Source organism: Azorhizobium caulinodans ORS 571 (assembly GCF_000010525.1).
GTDB lineage: Bacteria > Pseudomonadota > Alphaproteobacteria > Rhizobiales > Xanthobacteraceae > Azorhizobium > Azorhizobium caulinodans.
In genome coordinates this window covers 1,411,419-1,433,944 of the sequence record NC_009937.1, presented here as the reverse complement: position 1 = coordinate 1,433,944, position 22,526 = coordinate 1,411,419, and the positions used below count along the sequence as shown (strand labels likewise).

The 22,526-nt window shown below is 65.9% G+C and carries 19 protein-coding genes; 7 read left to right on the top strand and 12 right to left on the bottom strand.

Annotation, left to right across the window (positions count from 1 at the left end; translation table 11 throughout):
• The first annotated feature begins 1 nt into the window (after position 1).
• From AZC_RS06580 to AZC_RS24305, 7 genes are all read left to right on the top strand, one after another.
• Positions 2–1,117, top strand: a complete 1,116-nt coding sequence (locus tag AZC_RS06580) for an efflux RND transporter periplasmic adaptor subunit (protein ID WP_043879000.1) — start codon at positions 2–4, stop codon at positions 1,115–1,117.
• Complete coding sequence (locus AZC_RS06575; protein ID WP_012169809.1) at positions 1,114–4,224, top strand: efflux RND transporter permease subunit; 3,111 nt, start codon at positions 1,114–1,116, stop codon at positions 4,222–4,224. Before AZC_RS06580 ends, AZC_RS06575 begins: the two co-directional genes overlap by 4 nt.
• Before the next feature lie 47 nt (positions 4,225–4,271).
• Positions 4,272–5,078, top strand: a complete 807-nt coding sequence (locus AZC_RS06570; protein ID WP_012169808.1) for an oxidoreductase — start codon at positions 4,272–4,274, stop codon at positions 5,076–5,078.
• A gap of 317 nt (positions 5,079–5,395) precedes the next feature.
• A complete protein-coding gene (locus tag AZC_RS06565; RefSeq protein ID WP_244421803.1) occupies positions 5,396–5,794 on the top strand; it encodes a PadR family transcriptional regulator in 399 nt (132 codons plus the stop codon).
• Positions 5,795–5,885: 91 nt separating this feature from the next.
• Positions 5,886–7,133 carry an MFS transporter gene (locus tag AZC_RS06560; RefSeq protein ID WP_043878999.1) on the top strand — a complete coding sequence of 416 codons (1,248 nt, stop codon included), beginning with the start codon at positions 5,886–5,888 and terminating at the stop codon, positions 7,131–7,133.
• A 16-nt stretch (positions 7,134–7,149) separates the two neighbouring features.
• Positions 7,150–7,893 carry an arsenical resistance protein ArsH gene (arsH, locus tag AZC_RS06555; RefSeq protein WP_012169805.1) on the top strand — a complete coding sequence of 248 codons (744 nt, stop codon included), beginning with the start codon at positions 7,150–7,152 and terminating at the stop codon, positions 7,891–7,893.
• 8 nt (positions 7,894–7,901) lie between these two features.
• Positions 7,902–8,693 carry a hypothetical protein gene (locus AZC_RS24305; RefSeq protein WP_012169804.1) on the top strand — a complete coding sequence of 264 codons (792 nt, stop codon included), beginning with the start codon at positions 7,902–7,904 and terminating at the stop codon, positions 8,691–8,693.
• A gap of 62 nt (positions 8,694–8,755) precedes the next feature.
• Here AZC_RS24305 and AZC_RS06545 read toward each other — a convergent pair whose 3' ends face one another.
• The 12 genes from AZC_RS06545 to glyA all read right to left on the bottom strand — a co-directional run bounded on the left by AZC_RS06545 (position 8,756) and on the right by glyA (position 22,463).
• Positions 8,756–10,051: an arsenic transporter gene (locus tag AZC_RS06545; RefSeq protein WP_012169803.1), complete on the bottom strand. Its 1,296-nt coding sequence runs from the start codon at positions 10,049–10,051 to the stop codon at positions 8,756–8,758.
• Positions 10,052–10,074: 23 nt separating this feature from the next.
• A complete protein-coding gene (arsC, locus tag AZC_RS06540) occupies positions 10,075–10,500 on the bottom strand; it encodes an arsenate reductase (glutaredoxin) (protein WP_043880093.1) in 426 nt (141 codons plus the stop codon).
• Positions 10,500–11,042 carry an arsenate reductase ArsC gene (locus AZC_RS06535; RefSeq protein ID WP_012169801.1) on the bottom strand — a complete coding sequence of 181 codons (543 nt, stop codon included), beginning with the start codon at positions 11,040–11,042 and terminating at the stop codon, positions 10,500–10,502. Before AZC_RS06535 ends, arsC begins: the two co-directional genes overlap by 1 nt.
• Positions 11,035–11,391: an ArsR/SmtB family transcription factor gene (locus tag AZC_RS06530; protein WP_012169800.1), complete on the bottom strand. Its 357-nt coding sequence runs from the start codon at positions 11,389–11,391 to the stop codon at positions 11,035–11,037. Before AZC_RS06530 ends, AZC_RS06535 begins: the two co-directional genes overlap by 8 nt.
• An 858-nt stretch (positions 11,392–12,249) precedes the next feature.
• Positions 12,250–15,975, bottom strand: a complete 3,726-nt coding sequence (locus tag AZC_RS06525) for a vitamin B12-dependent ribonucleotide reductase (protein ID WP_012169799.1) — start codon at positions 15,973–15,975, stop codon at positions 12,250–12,252.
• Positions 15,976–16,427: 452 nt separating this feature from the next.
• On the bottom strand, positions 16,428–17,420 hold the full coding sequence (gene thiL, locus AZC_RS06520) for a thiamine-phosphate kinase (protein ID WP_043878998.1): 993 nt from the start codon (positions 17,418–17,420) through the stop codon (positions 16,428–16,430).
• 105 nt (positions 17,421–17,525) lie between these two features.
• Positions 17,526–17,921: a transcription antitermination factor NusB gene (nusB, locus tag AZC_RS06515; protein ID WP_148209809.1), complete on the bottom strand. Its 396-nt coding sequence runs from the start codon at positions 17,919–17,921 to the stop codon at positions 17,526–17,528.
• Between the two features lie 67 nt (positions 17,922–17,988).
• Positions 17,989–18,477, bottom strand: a complete 489-nt coding sequence (gene ribH / locus AZC_RS06510; protein ID WP_012169796.1) for a 6,7-dimethyl-8-ribityllumazine synthase — start codon at positions 18,475–18,477, stop codon at positions 17,989–17,991.
• Between the two features lie 144 nt (positions 18,478–18,621).
• A complete protein-coding gene (locus AZC_RS06505; RefSeq protein WP_012169795.1) occupies positions 18,622–19,233 on the bottom strand; it encodes a riboflavin synthase in 612 nt (203 codons plus the stop codon).
• 129 nt (positions 19,234–19,362) lie between these two features.
• Complete coding sequence (gene ribD / locus AZC_RS06500) at positions 19,363–20,517, bottom strand: bifunctional diaminohydroxyphosphoribosylaminopyrimidine deaminase/5-amino-6-(5-phosphoribosylamino)uracil reductase RibD (protein WP_012169794.1); 1,155 nt, start codon at positions 20,515–20,517, stop codon at positions 19,363–19,365.
• A gap of 5 nt (positions 20,518–20,522) precedes the next feature.
• A complete protein-coding gene (gene nrdR, locus AZC_RS06495) occupies positions 20,523–21,044 on the bottom strand; it encodes a transcriptional regulator NrdR (RefSeq protein ID WP_012169793.1) in 522 nt (173 codons plus the stop codon).
• Between the two features lie 105 nt (positions 21,045–21,149).
• Positions 21,150–22,463 (bottom strand): serine hydroxymethyltransferase, encoded by a 1,314-nt coding sequence (gene glyA / locus AZC_RS06490; protein WP_012169792.1) that lies wholly within the window; start codon positions 22,461–22,463, stop codon positions 21,150–21,152.
• Positions 22,464–22,526 lie beyond the last annotated feature (63 nt).

The following is a 22,526-nucleotide window of genomic DNA, read 5'->3' as shown; positions in this document are numbered from 1 at the left end:
TATGAAAAAGCCCATTCTCCTCGTGGCAGGCGTTGTGACCGCAGTGGCTGGGGCGGCCGGCTTTTTCGCGCTTTCCCCTTCTTCACCACATGCCGGACCGATTGGTGATCCCAGGGAGGAGGCACCGCTTGTAAGGGTGATGAAGATCGCGCCGACAGCGGGCCTCGAGCGAGGCTTTACGGGTCTCATAGAGGCGCGGGTCCAGAGCAATGTCGGCTTCCGCGTGCCCGGCAAGATCGTCGAGCGGCTCGTCGATGTCGGGCAGCAGGTCAAGGCGGGCCAGCCCCTTATGCGGATCGACGACACGGATCTGCGCCTCGCGCTGACCGCCAAGCGCAACGCCGTGGCGGCTGCCCGCGCGGTGCTGGTTCAGGCGAGCGCCGACGAAAAGCGATACGCCGCGCTGGTGAAGGGCGGGCTTGCTGCAACGCCGCAACGCTACGAACAGGCCAAGGCCGCGCTCGACACGGCTCAGGCGCAGCTCGATGTTGCGGAAGCGGAAGCCGATGTCGCCGCAAACGAAGCGACCTATTCCACGTTAACCGCAGGAGCCGACGGCACCATCGTCGCCACCCTTGGCGAACCCGGACAGGTGGTCGCGGCGGGCCAAACGGTCATTCAGCTGGCCCAAGCTGGGCCGCGCGAAGCTGTCGTAGCACTGCCCGAGACGATCCGCCCCGCCTTGGGCTCGCAGGCCAAGGCGCGCGTCTATGGCAGTGATGCCGAACCCAGCTCGGCGCGACTGCGGCAGATCTCCGATGCGGCCGACTCCCAGACGCGCACCTATGAGGCGCGGTACGTCCTTGAGGGGCCCGCCGCCGCGGCCCCTCTTGGAACGACCGTAACGATCACCATCCCCAGCGGGGAGGCCCAACCCTCTGTGAGCGTCCCCATCGGCGCCGTGCTGAATGATGGCGTGCGGACCGGCGTATGGGTTCTCGACCCGACCTCATCCACGGTCCGCTTCGTGCCCGTCCAAGTCAAACGCCTCGGAAACGAATACGCGACGGTCACCGGCGTCGCACTTGGCGCGGACGTCGTGGCGCTCGGCGCGCATCTCCTGAAAGACGGCGCCGCCGTACGGACGGCGAAGCTGATTGAGGGGAATTCCAAATGAGCTTCAATCTCTCAGCGCTGGCAGTCCGTGAGCGTGCCGTCACCCTCTTCTTCATCGTGCTGCTGGCGGCCGCGGGCGTCTATGCCTTCGTCAAGCTTGGCAGAGCGGAAGACCCCTCATTCACTATCAAAACGCTCACCGTCACCGTGGCATGGCCTGGCGCGACGGCGAGGGAGATGCAGGATCTCGTCGCAGAACCGCTGGAAAAGCGCATCCAGGAACTGACCTGGTATGACCGGGTCGAAACCATCGCCCGCCCCGGCTTTGCCTTCCTAACGGTCACGCTCAAGGACAATACGCCCCCCTCGGCCGTCGCGGAGGAATTCTATCAGGCCCGCAAGAAGTTAGGCGACGAGGCGCGCAATCTGCCCTCCGGCGTGCTCGGTCCGTTCGTCAATGACGAGTTCTCCGATGTGAGCTTCGCCCTCTATGCCCTCAAGGCCAAGGGCATGCCCATGCGCGAACTGGCGCGGCAGGCGGAGTTGATCCGCCAGGAACTGCTGCACGTCCCCGGCGTGAAGAAGGTCAACATTCTGGGCGAGCGTCCCGAGCAGATCTTCGTCGAGTTTTCCTATGCCAAGCTGGCGACGTTGGGCGTGTCCGCGCAAGAAATAGCATCCGCCCTTCAGCGGCAGAACACGGTGACCCCGGCCGGATCCATCGACACGCGCGGCCCACAGGTGTTCCTCCGCTTCGATGGAGCCTATGACAGCCTCGCCGCCATCGCGAACACCCCCATCGTGGCCGGGGGGCGCACGCTCAAGCTCTCCGATGTGGCCGAGGTGCGTCGCGGCTACCAGGATCCCGAAACCTACATCATCCGCCACAATGGCGAACCCACCATCATGCTGGCGGCGGTGATGCAGCAGGGGTGGAACGGGCTTGAACTCGGCAAGGCGCTGGAAGCACGCTCCAGCGCCATCGCGGCGACCTTGCAGCTCGGCATGACGCTTGAGAAGGTCAGCGACCAGGCCGTCAACATCGACGCGGCCGTCGGCGAATTCATGCTGAAATTCGCCATGGCCCTCGGCGTCGTGCTGTTCGTCAGCCTCGTCAGCCTCGGATGGCGCGTCGGCATCGTCGTGGCCCTTGCGGTGCCGCTGACGCTTGCCGTTGTCTTCCTGATCATGCTGGAGACAGGTCGCTTCTTCGACCGCATCACACTCGGCGCGCTCATCCTGGCGCTGGGCCTGCTGGTCGACGACGCCATCATCGCCATCGAGGTGATGGTGGTGAAGATGGAAGAGGGCATGGACCGCATCAAGGCGGCCGCCTATGCCTGGAGCCATACGGCGGCTCCAATGCTCTCTGGCACGCTGGTGACCATCATCGGCCTGATGCCAGTCGGCTTCGCCGCCTCCGCGGCGGGCGAATATGCCGGCAACATCTTCTGGGTCGTCGGATTCGCACTCATCGTGTCGTGGATCGTCGCGGTGATCTTCACGCCCTATCTCGGCGTGAAAATGCTGCCCGCCATCAAGCCCGTCGAAGGTGGCCATCACGCCATCTACGATACGCCGAACTATCGGCGCCTACGCGCGGCCATCAAGTTCACGGTGCGGCACAAATTCATGACCTGCGCCGTGGTGGGAGTCGCCATGGCCCTCTCCGTCGTGGGCATGGGCGCCGTTAAGCAGCAGTTCTTCCCGACCTCCGACCGCCCCGAGGTCCTGGTGGAAGTCCGCATGCCGGAAGGCAGCAGCATCGAGGCCACGACCGCGGCGGTCGAGAAGGCGGAACGCTGGCTCAAGGAACAGCCCGAGGCGAAAATCGTCACGAGCTATATTGGACAGGGCGCACCGCGCTTCTTCTTCGCCATGGCGCCCGAACTGCCGGACCCGTCATTCGCCAAGATCGTCGTGCTGACGCCAGATGCGGCGGCGCGCGAAGAACTGAAGCACGATCTACGCGCGGCCATTGCCGATGGGCTTGCACCCGAAGCTTATGTCCGCGTCACGCAGCTGGTCTTCGGCCCCTACACGCCGTTCCCGGTCGAATTCCGCATCATGGGCCCCGACCCGGCCGAACTCTACCGCATCTCCGAGAAGGCCCTCTCCCTCATGAGCAGCATCCCGGACGTGCGCCAGGCCAACCGTGACTGGGGCAACCGCGCGCCTGTCGTGCGCTTTGTCCCCGACCAGGAGCGGCTCAACCTCATCGGCCTGTCGCCCGCAGAGGCGGCCCAGCAAATGCAGTTGCTGCTCACCGGCATCACCGTGACGCAGGTCCGCGAGGACATCCGCAATGTCCCCGTCGTGGCGCGGAGCGCCGGCGAAAACCGCCTCGACCCGGCACGACTCGCTGACTTTTCCCTGATGAGCCGCAACGGGCGCCAGGTTCCGCTGGACCAGGTCGGTCACTCCGAAATCCGTTTCGAGGAGCCAATCCTGAAGCGCCGTGACCGCACGTCCGTCATCACCGTGCGCGCCGACATTAACGAAGCCACCCAGCCGCCGGAAGTCTCCAAGCAGGTGATGCAGGCGCTCCAGCCGCTGATCGCCTCGCTTCCCGTCGGCTACCGCATCGAGATGGGCGGCAATATCGAGGAGTCTCTCAAGGCGAATGTCGCCCTGGTCAAGATCTTCCCCATGATGATCGCTGCGATGCTGATCGTGATCATCCTGCAGGTCCGCAGCATCTCGACCATGACCATGGTGATGATGACGGCGCCGCTTGGCCTGGCCGGCGTGGTGCCGACGCTGATCCTGTTCAATCAGCCCTTCGGCTTCAACGCCATTCTCGGCCTGATTGGTCTTGCCGGCATCCTGATGCGCAACACGCTGATCCTGACCGAGCAGATCAAGGAGAATAGAACCGCCGGACTCGACGACTATCACGCCGTGGTCGAAGCGACCGTGCAGCGGACGCGCCCGGTGATCCTGACCGCGCTGGCTGCGGTTCTCGCCTTCATTCCCCTGACGCATTCCGTGTTCTGGGGATCGATGGCGTACACGCTGATCGGTGGCACCGCCGTGGGTACAGCACTGATCCTGCTGTTCCTCCCCGCCCTCTACGCCGCCTGGTTCCGTATCAAGGCAACGCCCGACGAGGTTCCAGCAAGCACTGCGGACACACGCGCGCCGCACCCCGCCATGGCTGCCGAATGACAGCTTTCAGCCCCTCCCATGCCCAGACGCCCATCAAAGGAATGACAATGTCGACCCGCAAAGTAGTTCTCGTTACCGGTGTCTCATCCGGCATCGGCCGCGCCACCGCGCTGAGATTCGCGGAAGCGGGATGCCGCGTCTATGGTACCGTGCGCGACTTGGCCAAAGCTCAAGCCATCGCCGGCGTGACGCTCATTGAAATGGACGTTCGTAACGAGGATTCGATCGAGCGCAGCATACTGAACATCATGAAGCAGGACGGCCGCCTCGACGTGCTGGTCAACAGCGCGGGCGTGACGCTTCTTGGCGCCACCGAGGAAACATCGATCTTTGAGGCCCAGACGCTCTTCGACACTAACCTCTTCGGCCTCTTGCGTACGATCCAGGCCGTGCTGCCTCACATGCGTCAGCAGCGCTCCGGCCGCATCGTCAATGTAAGCTCGGTCCTCGGTTTTCTGCCCGCGCCCTACATGGGGCTCTATGCGGCGTCCAAGCATGCCGTGGAGGGATTATCGGAGACCCTGGATCATGAAGTGCGGCCGTTTGGTGTCCGCGTTGCGCTCGTCGAACCCTCCTTCACCAAAACAAACCTTGATCTGAACGCGCCGCAGGCAGCTTCCAAGATTTCCGCATACGAAAGGGAGCGCGACGTTGTTTCCCTGGCGATCCAGAAGAACGTTCAGAAGGCACCCGCCCCCGATGCGGTCGCCGCCACGATTGTGCGCGCGGCATTGGGCGACTGGAAAATGCGCCATACGCCGAAGGGTGAGGCGTCTCTCCTAGCAAAACTCCGCCGCTTCATGCCTGCCGGTCCCGTCGACAGAGGGCTTCGGAAGACGTTCGGCCTTAACTGAAGGGTGCTCATCGCCGGTCAAGCGTCCTTTTTTTCAGGCTAATAGGCGCGCTATCCGCTTAAAGGCGCCCGCCCGAATGCCGGCTTTCGGGCCGCAGCCGATGCGAAATCAATGACCGATGGTGGCGCAAAGCGGACGCCGCCGACGATCCAGGAAACTCCAAAGCGGAAGTCTCCGGCGGCCACGCGCTACGATATCTCACCGCTTGAACGGACGTCCACTTTTCGAAAATGAACCGACAGTCAGCGGAGGCGCTGAGCGCGGATTGACGCATTGCCCCTCAATGCATAGGGTCTGCTCCTATGCCTAGACCCTCAATGCCTGATGCCGCAGCGAAGACCGGGCCCGACTTCCTCAGTCGGGCCTACTGGAACGGCACCATCAAGATGAGCCTGTCCAAGTTCTTCATCCTGTGCGTGCTCCACCAGCGGGCCATGCACGGCTACGACATCGCCCGCGCCGTGGAGCAGACCACGAACGGCTGCTGTTCCCCCACCGAGGGGACCATCTACCCGGTGCTGCGGGAGTTCGAGGAAGGCGGCTATCTCACCGTCGAGACCGAGGTCGTCTCCGGGCGGGAGCGGAAAGTCTACACCCTGACCGACAAGGGCCGGGCCGCCTTCAAGGTCGCCGTCGAGGCATGGATGGACGTCACCCGCTGCCTGCTTGATGCCGGAAAGCTCGTCGAGGGGAACGGCCCGGCATGCTGCCCATGACCATCCTTCATTTGCCCCGAAGCATTGATGGTCGATGCATGAAGGAATGCGCTGTTCGCCTTCCACGGGTTCCCGGCTCCGGAATGAACGCATGACCGGCACCTCGGCAGCCACAACAGATGTGCCACCCCTGAGCGGCAGAAGCTGGTTCATCACCGGCCTCGGCATCGGGCAGATTTGCTCATGGGGATCGCTCTATTATGCCTTCCCGCCCATCGCCGAGGCCATGGAGCGGGAACTCGGCTGGTCGAAGCCCGAGACCTATGGCGCAGCCACCCTCGGCCTGATCCTAGCGGGCTTCGCCGCCTATCCCGTCGGATCGGCCATCGACCGAGGCCATGGCCGCTTCGTGATGGCCGGCGGCTCCCTGATCGCTGGCCTCCTGCTTCTCGGTTGGTCGCAGATCGCGTCCCTCCTGCCCTTCTATCTCTGCGTCGCCGGGATCGGCATCGTGCAGGCCGCCACCCTCTATGAACCCGCCTTCGCCGTCGTCGCCCGGCGCAGCGGCAGCGGTGGGGCACGGGCCGGGATCACAGCCCTCACGCTATGGGGCGGCTTCGCCTCCACCGTCTTCATCCCCATCGTCCAGCATCTGCTCGACACCGTGGGATGGCGGGGAACGCTCATGGTGCTGGGCGGCGTGAACCTGATCCTCTGCGCCACCCTCTATGCCCTCGTCATCGATCCACGGGCGGATCATCCCGAACGCACAGCCCCGGCGACGTCGGCAATGGTGGGAAGCGGCATCGTCCGTGGGGTCATGCGCCTTCCCGCCTTCTGGGCCCTAGCGATCGCCTTGACGGCCTATTACGCCGCCTTCTCCGCCTTCACGTTCCACTTCTACCCGCTGCTCATCGAGCGCGGCTTCGATACCGGCACAGTGGTCGCAGCCATGGCCATCATCGGTCCCGCTCAGGTCGCGGGCCGGATCGCCATCTGGGTGTTCGCTCCGAAAGCATCGGTGCGCCTGATCGGCAGTGCCGTCGTGCTGGTCTTCCCGGTGGCACTCCTCGCCCTTCAGGCACTTCCGCCGAGCTTCACCCTCGTCGCCGCCGTGGCGGCCCTCTACGGCGGCGCCAACGGCATCATGACCATCGTGCGCGGCCTTGCCGTCCCGGAGATGCTCACGCGGGAAGCCTATGGGGCCGTCAATGGTGCGCTCGCCGCGCCGGGGACGATCGCGCGGGCCATCGCGCCCGTCGGTGCCGCATCCATCTGGGCCAGTACCGGCTCATACGATGCCGTTGTGATCGCGCTCGTGATCGGAGCCTGCATCCTCGTGATTGGCTTCTGGAGCGCCGCTCTGCTTTCCGTCCGCGCGTCCCGCGCAGCCATCTGACATCAAGGTTCAAGTGATGACCGACACGACTTCGTCCCCGGACTTCCCCGCGCTCGACGAGAGGCACCTCGTCCTTCCCGATGCCGCTCTTCTAGAGCCTCGCTCGGTCCCCGATCACGCACCCCGCATCCTCCTTCTGTACGGCTCCCTGCGCGAGCGGTCGTACAGCCGCCTGCTGACCGAGGAAGCGGCTCGGCTCCTTGAACGCATGGGTGCCGAGACCCGCATCTTCGATCCACGCGACCTCCCGCTGCCGGATAGCGTGTCTCCAGATCACCCGAAGGTGCAGGAGCTGCGCGCCCTGTCCACATGGTCGGAGGGACAGGTCTGGTGCAGCCCGGAACGCCACGGCAACATCACCGGCGTGTTCAAGAGCCAGATCGACTGGCTGCCCCTTGAGATGGGTGGCATCCGGCCGACGCAGGGCCGCACGCTCGCCGTCATGCAGGTGAGCGGGGGGTCCCAGTCCTTTAATGCCGTGAACTCTCTCCGTGTCCTCGGCCGCTGGATGCGGATGGTCACGATCCCGAACCAGTCGTCGGTGGCGAAGGCCCATCAGGAATTCGACGAGGCCGGGCGCATGAAGCCCTCGGCCTATTACGACCGGGTCGTGGACGTCATGGAAGAGCTGATGAAGTTCACGCTGCTCGTCCGGGGCCGAGCCGACTACCTCGTCGACCGCTATTCCGAGCGCCGCCAGCAGGCTGAAGCGCGCAGGCATGCGATGGAGGACAGCTTGGCAGATATCCGATCACGATAGTCTCGAGGATGGGCGCTCGCTTCGCTCCTGCCGAACGCTCCGCTACGATCGGATCGGGCATTTCTAGGGGCGGGATTTGGATGTCGGATGGGAATGAGGCGAAAGAAGCCTATCAGGCACACCTCAAGCACCAATACGGGTTTCCCGATGAATGGTTCTACTACGAACGCATCGACGAACACTCGGGAAGCGGGGGTGTCCGCGCCTTCGACCCTCCCCAACTGGATCGGGTGCCCGAATATCTGCTGAAGAACTGGGGCTTGTTCAAACGCCTGATATTGAGTGTCAGAGACCTGTCACACGCAGGAAGCGCAATTGCCTTTATTGAAGAGGAGGTGGACCACGAAGGGCGATACCCGCTTGCGACCCTGCGAAAGTTCATCTGCTACGAAACGACCTTGATCGTCTCCTATTGTCGGCCGTTCTCGGAATCGAAGGGAGGCATTCCCTCGCTCTCCTACGGTGCCCTCGGGATCAAGCTCTCACCGTTCACCCGCGCCTTGCACGACGACCTCATTATCAAGCGGAACACCCTCTTCGCCCACAGCGACGCCAGCCAGGTCGAATATGGGGCTCCGGTGGTGATGAAGAGCCGCAATTGGGCTGGCGAGTCCTTCACATGCCTGAATCCGCCGAGGTTCAACGAGGGGGTCATGCTTGACTACCAGCGCGTCCAGCAGGCAAAGGTTCTCAACACCTCGCTGCTCGATGCCGTCAGGGCGCGCCTACAGGCGATGCACGTCCACTTCCTCGACGTACTGCCATCTATGGACATGGACCTGCACGACCCAGCACGCTGAAAGCTGCCGTTAGCCACGGATCCGCGTAATGGGTTTCACGCAACTCTTGGCGACGGTTCAAGCTACTGAACGCCAAGCACCGGCAGCCACAGTGCCAGCGCGATGAGCGTGACCAGCAGGACCGGCGGCGTGATCACCAGCCCGACCTTCATGTACGCCCCCCATGTGATCTTCTGCCCCTTGCTGCCCAGCACGTGCAGCCAGAGCAGCGTGGCGAGGCTTCCGATCGGGGTGAACTTAGGGCCGAGGTCGCAGCCAATGACGTTCGCATAGACCATGACCTCCCGCATGAGCGGGGAGACGTCCGGAGCCTGCTGGACGGCAATGGCCCCGATCAGGACGCTGGGCATGTTGTTCATGACCGAGGACAGAATGGCCGACGTGAAGCCGGTCCCGATCGCGCCGGCCATCGTTCCCTGTCCGGCGAACCACTGGAGTAGGCCTGCGAGGTGATCGGTCAGACCCGCATTCTTCAGCCCGTAGACCACCAGATACATGCCGAGGCTGAACAGCACGATCTGCCACGGTGCGGAGGCCACGGCCTTTCGGACGGAAATGGCATTCCCCAGCCCGGCGACCGCTATGAGCACAAGAGCACCGGCCCCCGTCACAGCCGCCACCGGGATGCCGAAGGGCGCGGTCACGAAGTATGCGGCGAGGAGGATCGCCAGCATAGGGAAAGCGGCGACGAACACGCCCCGGTCCCGGATCGCACTTGCTGGAACATCGAGCTCGCCGACATCGTAGGTCGCCGGGATGTCCTTCCGATAGAAGAGCCAGAGCACGATCAGGGTCGCCGCAAGGGAGACGACGTTCACCGGCACCATGACCGCCGCATAGCGGTCAAACGTGATGCCGAAGAAGTTCGCGCTGACGATGTTGACCAGGTTCGAGATGACCAGCGGCAAGCTCGTGCTGTCCGCCACGAAGCCGCAGGCGACGATGAAGGCCATGGCAGCGGCAGGCCGGAAGTTCAGTCTCAGCAGGATGGCGAGCACGATGGGCGTCAGCAGGAGGGCCGCGCCGTCGTTCGCAAACACGGCCGCGATCGCCGCGCCCAGCAGGATCACGAGGGGAAACAGGAGTGCACCTCGGCCCTTCCCCCACCGGGCGACATGGAGGGCCGCCCATTGGAAGAACCCCGCCTCATCCAGCAGCAGCGAGATGATGATGAGCGCGACGAAGGTGAAGGTCGCATCCCAGACGATGTCCCAGACCACCGGGACATCAGCGAGGCCGATCACGCCCGTCGCCAGCGCCAGAGCCGCGCCACCGAGCGCACTCCAGCCGATGCCTAGCCCTCTCGGCTGCCAGATGACGAGCACGAGGGTGGCGATGAAGATCGCGACGGCGAGCATGGGCGCAAATCCAGGGAAAGAGCTCAGGAATTGGTCACGCGGTTTCCCGCGTCGTCGACGACGCGTTCGCCGTCTTCCTTGGTGAAGGCGCCGCGCTGCGGCGGCAGGAGGTCGAGGACCTCTTCGGATGGGCGGCACAGCCGGACACCCTTCGGGCTCACCACCAGGGGACGGTTGATGAGGATTGGGTGCGCCATCATGGCATCGAGCAGGTCGTCATCGGTCAGCGCCGGATTGGCGAGACCTAGCGCCGCGAAGGGCGTGCCCTTTTCGCGCAGGAGGGCGCGGACTGTCATTCCGGCCCGGTCGACAAGCTGACGAAGCATGACGCGAGAAGGTGGGCACTTCAGGTATTCGATGACGTGCGGCTCCACACCAGCGTTCAGGATCTGGGCCAACGTGTTGCGGGAGGTTCCACATTCCGGGTTGTGGTAGATGACCACGTCCATCATTTCGACTCCGAATGGAGGAGATTTGAGCGGGCAACATAAGCGTCCGTCAGTTGACCGATCGCGCGGAGCTGGTTGTGGAGCGCCATGCGATCGAGAGAGCGCAGCGGAAGCGCCATGAATGCCGAAATCCGGTTCAAGAGATAGCGCTGCGCCCTGACAAAAGCCTTCCGCCGCTCAAGATAGGTTCCCTCGACCGCTGCCGGATCTTCAATGCCCCAGTGGGCCGTCGCCGGGTGGCCGGGCCAGATGGGGCAGGTCTCGCCCGCCGCGTCGTCGCAGACCGTGAAGATGAAATCCATGGTGGGAGTATCCGCCCGGGCGAACACCTCCCAGCTCTTGGAAGACAGTCCGTCGGTCGGGAAGTCCGCCTCCCGCAGCACCTCGATGGCAAGCGGGTTGACCTCGCCCTTGGGCTTGCTCCCCGCCGAGAAGGCGCGGAAGCGGCCTTCACCAAGCTTGTTCAGCATGGCCTCGCCGAGGATCGAGCGGGCCGAATTCCCCGTGCAGAGGAAGAGCACGTTGTAGGTGTGGTCAGTCATGTGACCCTTGCTCCGGGCATGAACAGGCGGTCAGCGCCTGCATTGCGGGCGCGCAAACCTCCGGATGGCCTTGGCAACAGTCCCGCATCAGGAAGGCTGCGAGGCCCGCCAGGGCATCGAGGGCTGCGCTGTAGATGATGGAGCGGGATTGCCGGCGCGAGCGGACAAGGCCCGCATGCTCCAGCTCTTTCAGATGGAAGGACAGGGTCGACATCGACGCACCGACCGCCTCGCTGATCGCTCCGGCCGAGATTCCATCAGGCCCGGCAATCACGAGACGCCGAACGATCCGCAACCGGGTCTCCTGGGAGAGAGCGCCGAACGCGGTCAAGGCAGCGAGTTCGTCCATATGGGTCCTCATAATTCGATATTTATCGAAATATTGAATTGTGGGATGATCCGCAAGCCCTTCATAAGCGGGCTTGCGCTATTTCTCTTCACAGTGGGGAGACGGACGGTGGCGCTGTCAAAACGTCAGTTTAGGGCGCAAACGCCAACACATTGATCGCACTGGAGCGTCCACATTGTATTGGCGGCTTGACGTCTGCTCTCGGCGCAAAGGGTGCCTACGTGCCGTGCCTCGCTAATGTCCGCTTTCGGGCCGCAGCCGTTACCAGATCAGTGGCTGAAACGGGGGCGCAATGCCGACGTCGCTGAAATGCGGTCGAGGCGCCGCTATGAGTCATCACCGGCGATCCCTGGGCCCCGCGTTCAGCACGTCGATGCCCGATCCGGGACGTAAATGTCCCCCTGCGGAGGCCTCTCGGCGGCGGATCCCGGTGTCAGGACCAGCATCGCACGCCGTCCTGCGTTAGATCGGCCCGGCGCAAAACTTCGATGGGACCAGCGAGATCCAGCAGCAGCTCCCGCGCCGAGGCCACGCCGAGGACCGAAATGGGCCGGGCTGGGGGCTTGGGAGTCATGCCGCCTGACGGGCGCGCGGCCGGCCAGCGCCTCCTCTACCTTGGGTGCGTTGCCACTTGGCGACACAGCACGTTGCGATTCCCGCGAGGCTCATCGCCTGCGGTCAAACACCGAGAAGGCGCGGAACACAAAAACGAAAAAGGGCCTCCGTGAATGCGGGGCCCTTTCCCTTTATCCGCGCCGTTTTCAGGCAGTGCGCCAACCTTTGGCTGCCAATGAGCCACACTATGGCGTCAAATGCTCAACCTTTGGGTGCCACGACACCAACAACAGCCCCTCCCCCTCACGAGCAGCCGGTGGTGGCGCCGCAGGTGTTGCACTTCAGGCAGGTGCCGTTGCGCACCATGGTGAAGTTCATGCACTCGGGGCAGGCTTCGCCTTCATAGCCGCGGGCGCGGGCCTCGGCGCGGCGGTCCTGGGTGCGGGCCGCCGGTGTCCAGGCGAGCGGCTTGTCGAGCAGGCTCTCAACAGCCTCCTCGAGCTCGGCAGCTCCCTCTTCCAGCTCGGCCTCGGGCTTCAGCGCCGTGGCGCCCTCGGTACGGGCCCGCAGCACGGTCACGTTGTCCGAGGAGGCACGCGGCTCGGCGAGCTGCGGCACCAGCAGGCTCACGTTCTTGCCGCGCACGAGGCCCTTGGAGACCACACGCGAGGCGGCAGCGGCCGCAGCGCCGCCCGTCGGGGCCTTGCCTTCGTCAACGCCCTTGCCGAGCGCGTCGAAGCCGGTCTCCGTCTGGTCCACATGCCCGAGGTCGTAGCGGCCAAGGTAGGAGACCGCCAGCTCGCGGAACACATAGTCCAGGATTGAGGTGGCATACTTGATGGTGTCGTTGCCCTGCACCGGGCCCGCCGGCTCGAAGCGGGTGAAGGTGAAGGCGTCCACATACTCCTCCAGCGGCACGCCGTACTGGAGGCCGAGCGACACCGAGATGGCGAAGTTGTTGATGAAGGAGCGCAGCGCCGCGCCTTCCTTGTGCATGTCGATGAAGATCTCGCCGAGGCGGCCGTCATCATATTCGCCGGTGCGCAGATAGACCTTGTGGCCGCCCACCACCGCCTTCTGGGTGTAGCCCTTGCGGCGGTCGGGCATCTTCTCGCGGTCGTGGACGTTGCGCTCGATGACGCGCTCGATCACCCGCTCAACAATCTTCTCGGTGACGGTCGCGGCGCGGGCTGCGGCCGGCTGGGCCACCAGCGCTTCCACCGCATCCTCCTCGTCCTCGTCGTCCGCCACCAGCTGGGCATTCAGCGGCTGGGAGAGCTTGGAGCCGTCGCGATAGAGCGCATTGGCCTTCAGCGCGAGGCGCCAGGAGAGCAGGTAGGAGGACAGGCAATCCTCCACCGTCGCCTCGTTGGGCATGTTGATGGTCTTCGAGATGGCACCCGAGATGAACGGCTGCGCAGCAGCCATCATGCGGATGTGGCTCTCCACGGAGAGGAAGCGCTTGCCGATGCGCCCGCAGGGCGAGGCGCAGTCGAACACCGGCAGGTGCTCGGCCTTCAGATAGGGCGCGCCCTCAAGGGTCATGGCGCCGCACACATGCACGTTGGCGGCTTCCACGTCGGCCTTGGAGAAGCCGAGGTGCGAGAGCAGGTCGAATTTCGGGTCCGCGAGCTGGGCCGCGGAGACGCCGAGCGACTTCGTGAGGAAGTCGTCGCCGAAGGTCCAGCGGTTGAAGGCGAACTTGATGTCGAAGGCGGTCTTCACCGCGGCTTCAGCCTTGGCGATGGCCTCGGCGTCGAAGCCCTTGGCCTTCAGAGAGCCGTGGTTGATCGCCGGAGCCTGCGCCAGCGAGCCGTGGCCCACCGCATAGGCCTCGATCTCGGCGATCTGCGCCTCGCTGTAGCCGAGCGTGCGCAGCGCCTCTGGCACGGCGCCGTTGATGATCTTGAAGTAGCCACCGCCGGCGAGCTTCTTGAACTTCACCAGGGCGAAATCGGGCTCGATGCCGGTGGTGTCGCAGTCCATCACCAGGCCGATGGTGCCGGTGGGGGCGATCACGCTCACTTGCGCATTGCGGTAGCCGTGCTTCTCGCCGTCAGCCAGCGCCTTGTCCCAGGCCGCCTTGGCGTGGGCCACGAGGCGCTCGTCCTTGCAGGACGCATGGTCGAGCGGCACCGGGGCGATGGAGAGCCCCTCATAGCCCTTGGCCTCGCCGTAAGCGGCGCGGCGGTGGTTGCGGATGACCCGCAGCATGGACGTGGCGTTCTGCTCATAGGCCGGGAAGGGCCCAAGCTCCTTCGCCATCTCGGCGGAGGTCGCGTAGCAGATCCCGGTCATGATGGCGGAGATGGCGCCGCAGATGGCACGGCCCTCGGCCGAGTCATAGGGGATACCGGCGGTCATCAGCAGGCCGCCGATATTGGCGTAGCCGAGGCCCAGCGTGCGGTATTCGTAGGAGAGCTCGGCGATGCGGCGCGAGGGGAACTGCGCCATCAGCACGGAGATTTCCAGCACCACGGTCCACAGGCGCACCGCGTGCTCGAAGCTCTCCACGTCGAAGCGCTTCTCGCTATCGCGGAACTGCAGCAGGTTCAGCGAGGCGAGATTGCAGGCCGTGTCATCGAGGAACATGTACTCGGAGCACGGATTGGAGGCGCGGATCTCACCGCCCGACGGGCAGGTGTGCCAGTCGTTGATGGTAGTGTGGAACTGGATGCCGGGGTCGGCGCAGTGCCAGGCGGCCGAGCCGATCTTGTCCCACAGTTCGCGGGCCTTGACGGTCTTGTGCACCTTGCCGTCGGTGCGGCGGATGAGGTTCCAGTCCGCATCCTCCTCCACGGCGCGCAGGAAGTCGTCGGTCACGCGCACCGAGTTGTTGGAGTTCTGGCCGGCCACCGTCAGATAGGCCTCGCCGTCCCAGTCGGTGTCGTAGATGGCGACATCGATGTCAGTGAAGCCCTGGCGGGCATACTGGATCACGCGGCGGATGGCGGCATCCACCACGCCGGCCTTGCGGGCGGCCTTGATCTCGCGCTTTAGCGCCGGGTTCTTCTCGGGGTCGAAGCAGGAGTCGCCCGTGCCCTCGCAGTTCACGCAGGCCTTGAGCACGGCTTTCAGGTGCTTGGCATTGATGCGCGAGCCGGTGACGAGGGAGGCGACCTTCTGCTCCTCCAGCACCTTCCAGTTCACATAAGATTCGATATCCGGATGGTCGGCATCCACAACCACCATCTTGGCGGCGCGGCGGGTGGTGCCGCCGGACTTGATGGCGCCCGCCGCGCGGTCGCCGATCTTGAGGAAGCTCATGAGGCCGGAGGACTTGCCGCCACCCGACAGGCGCTCTCCCTCGCCGCGCAGGGCGGAGAAGTTGGAGCCGGTGCCGGAGCCATACTTGAACAGGCGCGCCTCGCGCACCCACAGGTCCATGATGCCGCCCTCGTTCACGAGGTCGTCGCCCACGGACTGGATGAAGCAGGCGTGCGGCTGGGGATGCTCATAGGCCGAGGTGGAGGCCAGAAGCTCGCCAGACTTGTAATCGACGTAGAAATGGCCCTGGCCGGGGCCGTCGATGCCATAGGCCCAGTGCAGGCCGGTGTTGAACCACTGCGGCGAGTTAGGCGCCACCATCTGCATGGCGAGCATGTAGCGGTGCTCGTCGAAGAAGGCCTGCGCGTCCGCCTCCGTGTCGAAATAGCCGCCCTTCCAGCCCCAGTAGGTCCAGGTGCCGGCCAGACGGTCGAACACCTGCTTGGCGGAGCTTTCGCCGACGTAGCGCTCCTTCTCGGGCAGCGCGGCAAGGGCCGCCTCGTCCGGCACCGAGCGCCACAGGAAGGAGGGAACGGCGTTCTCCTCCACCTTCTTCAGGCGCGCCGGAACGCCGGCCTTACGGAAATACTTCTGCGCGAGAATGTCGCTCGCCACCTGCGAGAACTGCGCGGGAACCTCGATGCCTTCCTGGCGGAACACCACCGAACCATTGGGGTTGCGAATCTCGCTGACAGCCTCGCGAAACGCGATGGCGTCATAAGGCGAGCGGCCTTCCGTGGTGTAGCGGCGTTCAACGCGCATGACCGAATGCTCCTCAGCGCAGGGCCCCGGTCCGGGGCATAATAGGTGGTCATTGGCAGGCCGCGACGCAACGTTGGGCGCGGCGCTTTGCGCCGTCCCGGAGCCGGACTGCTGTTTCTGGAAGGCAGGCGCGAAGACACGAGGCCGTGGCCTCAGATCGTCCGCGCCGTTCTTGAATGTGGCGACGCTAGTGCGAGTCTGGCGTCGCCGTCAAACGCAGATTTGGGGGCTCCGAGAGCGGCTTTCCTACTAAATATAGTGAGGCGCCACCTGTTAATAAACCCCTAACAGCCGTTTGCCCGTAGCCATTTGCGGCCGGATCGGGGCTGTGGACAGGCATCCCTCGGGCGCGCCGAAGGGCGTGTCCTTATGCACGTCATCCACAAGCCATTGTGGGCACTTTGTGTGACAGCACCAAAACGTTCGATGGGCGCTGGACAAGCGCCGCCAGCTCAGAAGTGGCTGAAGCTGCGCCGGTCGAGATAGAGCGGCTGGCCGTCGAGACCCACTAGATCTAGTCCATCGCCCTTATAGGTCTCGCCGATCACGGTGACCGCGATACCCGCCGCCTGGGCGGCGGCACGGAACACCGGCACGGCGTCGTGCGGTACGGCGGTGGCGATCTCATAATCATCCCCGCCGCCCAGCACGTCAGCCAGAAGCGCGGGCTCGGCTGCGATGGCGGCCGCAGCCGCGTCGGACAGCGGCACCTGAGCCGCCCGCACGAGGCCGCCACAGCCGGAGGCGGACATCATCTTGGCGAAGTCGCCCACGAGCCCGTCCGAGACATCCATGGCCGCCGCGGCATGATCCCGCAGGGCCTCAGCCAGCGGCAGGCGGGGCTGCGGATGCAGGAAACGGTCGGCGAGAAAGGCCTTCTGCTCGGCCGACAGCGCCTCAAAGCCGGGGCGATCCGGCGCGAGGCGCAGTTGCAGGCCGAGCGCGGCGTCCCCGATGGTGCCGGACACCAGCAGCGCATGGCCCGGCGCCGCACCCGTGCGCGGGACGAAGCCGCCGGTGGGTACGGCCCCAAAGGCGGTGATAGAGAGGGTGACGGGCCCGGGCGTGCTTACCGTGTCGCCGCCGAGGATGGGACAGCCGAAGCGCTCCGCATCCGCGCCCAGCGCCTCCGCGAAGGCGCCGAGCCATTCCGGGTCCATGGGACGGGGCAAGGCGATGGCGAGCAGCGCGCCGAGCGGGCGCGCACCCTTGGCGGCGAGATCGGAGAGGTTCACCCGCAGCGCCTTGCGGGCGATCGAAGCCGGGGGATCGTCGGCGAAGAAGTGGACGCCCGCCACCAGCGCGTCCTTGGTCAGCACCAGGTCGCAGCCGGGCGGCGGGGTCAGCAGCGCGGCATCGTCGAACAGGCCGCGCGCCTCGGCATGGGTCGCGATGGGCCGGAAATAACGGGCAATGATGTCGTCTTCCCCGCTGCCGGCCGTCATCGCGCTCCTCGCGTCAGAAAAGAATGGACCGGACGCCGGGCGCATGTCCCCGCCTCCCTGGATGCCCGGATCCGGTCCGGGCACGACCGAAGGCGAAGGGGCGCCTCAGGCGAACTCCTCGGCGCGCAGCTTGCGGGCGAGGGAATCCAGAACCGCGTTCACCATGCCGGTCTCCTCGCGTTCGAAGAAGGCGGCGGCGACGTTCACATATTCGGCGATCACCACACGCGCGGGCGTTTCCGGCTTGCCGATCAGCTCGAAGGCGCCGGCGCGCAGGGTGGCGCGCATCACCAGTTCCACCCGGCGCAGCGGCCAGCCGGCGGTGAGCGCCTCGTCCACCATGGGGTCGATGGTGCGCTGCTGGGCGAGCACGCCTTCGACCACCGTGCGGAACAGGGCGCGGTCGGCTTCCGGATAGACGTCGCCCTCGACCTCGCGGCCGAGCCAGTGGGTCTCGAACTCCGCGAGGATCTCGTTCACCGGCGTGCCGGCGATGTCCATCTGGTAGAGCGCCTGCACGCCGCGAGACGGGCCGCGCTCTTGCGCATGGGCTTGGAGACCTGATCGCTCATTTGAGGCCCCGGCGCTTCAGGCGCACCAGGCTCAAAGCGGCTTCGGCGGCACCGCCGCCCTTGTTGCCCTCGCCCACCCGCGCCCGCTCCCAGGCCTGCGCCTCGGTTTCCACGGTCAGGATGCCATTGCCGAGCGGCAGGGCATGGGCGAGCGCCAGATCCATGAGGCCGCGCGAGGATTCTCCCGCCACGATCTCGAAATGGTAGGTCTCGCCGCGGATGACGCAGCCGAGCGCCACCACTGCCTCGTAAGGCTCGTCCTCTTCCTCGGCCGCCTCGAGGGCGATCTCGGCGGCGATCGGGATTTCCAGCGCACCCGGAACAGTGATCACGTCCACGGTGGCACCGGCCGCTTCCAGCGCGGCGCGAGCGCCGGCCAGAAGCTCGTCCGCCAGCGCCTCGTAATAGCGCCCTTCCACAATCAGCACTCGGGCCCCGGTGACGGGCTCCCCGGCGCTCGCGCCTTCCTTGCGCGTGCTTACCATCTTGATGTTCTCCGATTCGGGCGCGTCAGGTACTAGAGCCGGAAGGGGTCAGAGGAAATCCTTCTGCCCGGGAAATCCGGCTCCGATTTCAAATGGAGAGCGTCTTACGGCTTCAATTGCCGGGCAATCGAAGCCTGACGCCCTCTAGGCCGGCTCATACTGCGCAAGGCGCGCGGCATAGCGGGCCATGAGGTCCACTTCGAGATTGATCTCATCTTCCGCCTGCACGACGCCCCAGGTGGTGACGGCAAGCGTGTGGGGGATGAGCAGGCACGAGAACCGGTTGCCCTTCACCGTATTGACGGTCAGGGACGTGCCATCGAGACACACCGAGCCCTTGGCGGCGATGAAGCGGGCCAGCGGCTCCGGCGCCTCGAAGGTGAAGCGGCTCGTCTCCTCGAAATCGTCGCGGGCAACGACCCTCGCGATGCCGTCCACATGGCCGGTCACGAGATGTCCGCCGAGCTCGCCGCCAATGGTCAGCGAGCGCTCCAGATTGATCCGCGCCCCCTCGCGCCACTTCGCCACCGTGGTGATGGCCAGCGTCTCGGGGGCGGCGTCCACGTAGAAGACGGCGCGCTTGGGCCCGCGCTTCTTCACCTTGGTCACCGTCAGGCACACGCCGGAACAGGCGATGGAGGCGCCGATATCGATGGAGGAAGGCTTGTAGTCGGTCGCGATGCCGAAGGTGCGCACTTCATTGTGCACTTCCAGATCGACGATCTCGCCGAGATCCGTGACGATGCCAGTGAACATGGTTCCGTCCGCGCGGGTCTTCGCCGCAATGAGTGGGGCCGCGCGGCCTGCCCAAGGAGCGGCTGCACGGGGATCGAAACGCCTCTGTACCACCACCCACCGCCAACGGCAGCAAAAACAGGGCGCAGATCAGAGCCGCCGCAGCCGCATGAGACTGTCGCGGCCAAGCTCCGTGCGCTCCACCACCGCAAAGCCCACCGGCTCGGTGAGGCGCGCGAGCGGCCGGCCGGCCAGCGCATCGAGGCCCCCTGCCCCCAGCGCGTCGGGGGAACGCAGCACCGCAACCTCGTCCACCAGCCCCTCATCCAGCAGCGCTGCGGCCACCTGCGGGCCGCCTTCCACCATCAGGCGGGTGACGCCGAGGAGGCCGAGAAGCTTCATCACCGCCGGGAGATCGAGGCGGCCGGAAGCAGCGCGGGGGGCGCGCAACACCTGAACACCCGCATCCACCAGCGCCTTCTCGCGCTCGGCGGGCGCATCCTCGGCGGCGATGGCCCACACAGGCACCTGCTCCGCCGTACGCACCAGGCCGCAGGTGGTCGGCAGGCGCAGGTCGCCGTCGAGCACGATCCGCACCGGCGAGCGCCCTTCCATGCCGGGCAGGCGCACGGTGAGCTGCGGATCGTCCGCCAGAACGGTGCCGATGCCGACCATGATGGCGTCCGCGTGTGCGCGCATGAGATGGACACGGGCGCGCGCCTCCTCGCCGGTGATGGCGGCGGGGCGCGGGCCTTCAAGGCCCGCCTTGCCATCAGCCGAGACGGCCATCTTGAGGAGCACGTGAGGCCGGCCGCGGGTGACGCGGCTGATGTGGCCCGCATGATCCTCCAGCGCCCGCTCGGCGCCGACACCCACGGTGACCCACAGGCCCGCCGCGCGCATGCGGGCGACCCCCCTGCCCCGTACGCGCGGATCGGGATCCTCCACCGCCGCAACCACGCGGGTGATGCCGGCGGCGATCACCGCATCCGCGCAGGGCGGCGTGCGGCCGAAATGCGAGCAGGGCTCCAGCGTGACATAGAGCGTCGCCCCGCGGGCCGCGTCGCCCGCCTGCGCCAGCGCCAGCGGCTCCGCATGGGGACGGCCGGCGGGCGCCGTGCCGGCACGACCGAGAATCTGGGGACCAGCCGAGGTCGGGCGCACCACGACGGCGCCCACGGAAGGGTTGGGCCAGGTGCGGCCGAGGCCGAGCTGGCCGACCGCCAGCGCCTCCGCCATCAGGGCCTCGTCTTCCTCGGGCGAGAAGACGCCGGCCCGGCCAAGGCCCACCGCAGCAGCGCTCATGGCCCCTACTCCGGTTCGCTTTCGGACGCTGTGCGGTCCGCGCGCTTCAGCTTGGCCAGCGCCTCCGCCTTGCGCTCGCCGAGCTGCAATTCGTCCAGCAGGCTCTCGAAATCGCGCGCCTCACGGAAATTGCGATAGACGGAGGCGAAGCGGACATAAGCCACGTCGTCGATCTGCTTCAGACCCTCCATCACCATCTCGCCGATGGTCTCGGAGGTGATCTCCGTATCCCCGAGGCTCTCCAGCTGCCGCACGAGGCCGGAGAGCATCCGCTCCACGCGCTCGGTCTCGACCGGACGCTTGCGCAGGGCGATTTCCACGGACCGGGCGAGCTTGTCGCGATCGAAGGGCACGCGGCGGCCCGAGCGCTTCACCACCATCAGTTCGCGCAACTGCACGCGCTCGAAGGTGGTGAACCGCCCGCCGCAATCCGGGCAGACCCGGCGGCGGCGGATGGCGGTGTTGTCCTCGGTGGGGCGGCTGTCCTTCACCTGGGTGTCGAGACTGCCGCAATAGGGGCACCGCATGAAGACCTGTCCCTTGCCGCACGGGATCGGACGAAAAGCGCGCGGGCCGATGACCCGCGCGCTGCCAAACGGGGCCTGCCCCGGCAGTCGCCGGAGCGGGCAGGATCAGTTGTAGATGGGGAAGCGGGCGAGCAGCGACTTCACCTTGCCGCGCACCGCTTCTTCCACGAGGCTGTCCTCGGCGACGCCCTTCTGCGACAGCACGTCCAGCACTTCGGCGATCATGTCGCCGATCTGCTGGAACTCGGCCACGCCGAAGCCGCGGGTGGTGCCCGCCGGGGTGCCGAGGCGCACGCCCGAGGTGACCGCCGGCTTCTCGGGGTCGAACGGAATGCCGTTCTTGTTGCAGGTGATGTGGGCGCGGCCGAGCGCATTCTCCGAAATCTTGCCGGTGAGGCGCTTGGGACGCAGGTCCACCAGCATCAGATGCGTGTCGGTGCCGTCGGACACGATGTCGAAGCCGTGGCCGCGCAGGTTCTCGGCCAGCGCGCGGGCATTCTCCACCACGTTCTTGGCATAGACCTTGAACTCGGGGCGCAGCGCTTCGCCGAAGGCCACCGCCTTGGCGGCGATGACATGCATGAGCGGGCCACCCTGGATGCCGGGGAAGATGGCGGAGTTGAGCTTCTTCGCCAGCTCCTCGTCATTCGTGAGGATCATGCCGCCGCGCGGGCCGCGCAGGGTCTTGTGCGTGGTGGTGGTCACCACATGGGCGTGCGGGAACGGGCTCGGGTGGGCGCCGCCGGCCACGAGGCCCGCGAAGTGCGCCATGTCCACCATGAGCTTGGCGCCGACGCTGTCGGCGATCTGCCGCATGCGGGCGAAATCGATGACGCGCGGATAGGCCGAGCCGCCGGCCACGATGACCTTCGGCTTGTGCTGGTCGGCGAGCTGGGCGACCACGTCATAATCAATGCGCTGGTCGTCCTCGCGCACGCCATAGGCCACCGCGTTGAACCACTTGCCCGACATGTTGACCGGCGAGCCATGGGTCAGATGGCCGCCGGCGGCGAGGTTGAGGCCGAGGAAGGTGTCGCCCGGCTGCATCAGGGTGAAGAAGACGCCCTGATTGGCCTGGCTGCCGGAATTCGGCTGTACGTTCGCGAAGGCGCAGCCGAACAGCTTCTTGGCGCGATCGATGGCGAGGTTCTCGGCCACGTCCACGAACTGGCAGCCGCCATAATAGCGCTTGCCCGGATAGCCCTCGGCGTACTTGTTGGTGAGCACCGAGCCCTGGGCCTCGAGCACGGCGCGGGAGACGATGTTTTCCGAGGCGATGAGCTCGATTTCCTCGCGCTGGCGACCGAGTTCGGCCGACACGGCGGCGGCGATCTCGGGATCAACCTCCGCGAGGGAGGCGGAGAAGAAGCGGTTCATCTCCGCCGAGGCGGAGGCGCTGTGCGCAGCGGACGAGGCCATGGATAGTCTCCGAAACGTTCGGCGCGGCAGGCTCCTCGCGGGGCGGCCGGTCGGAGGGCTCGC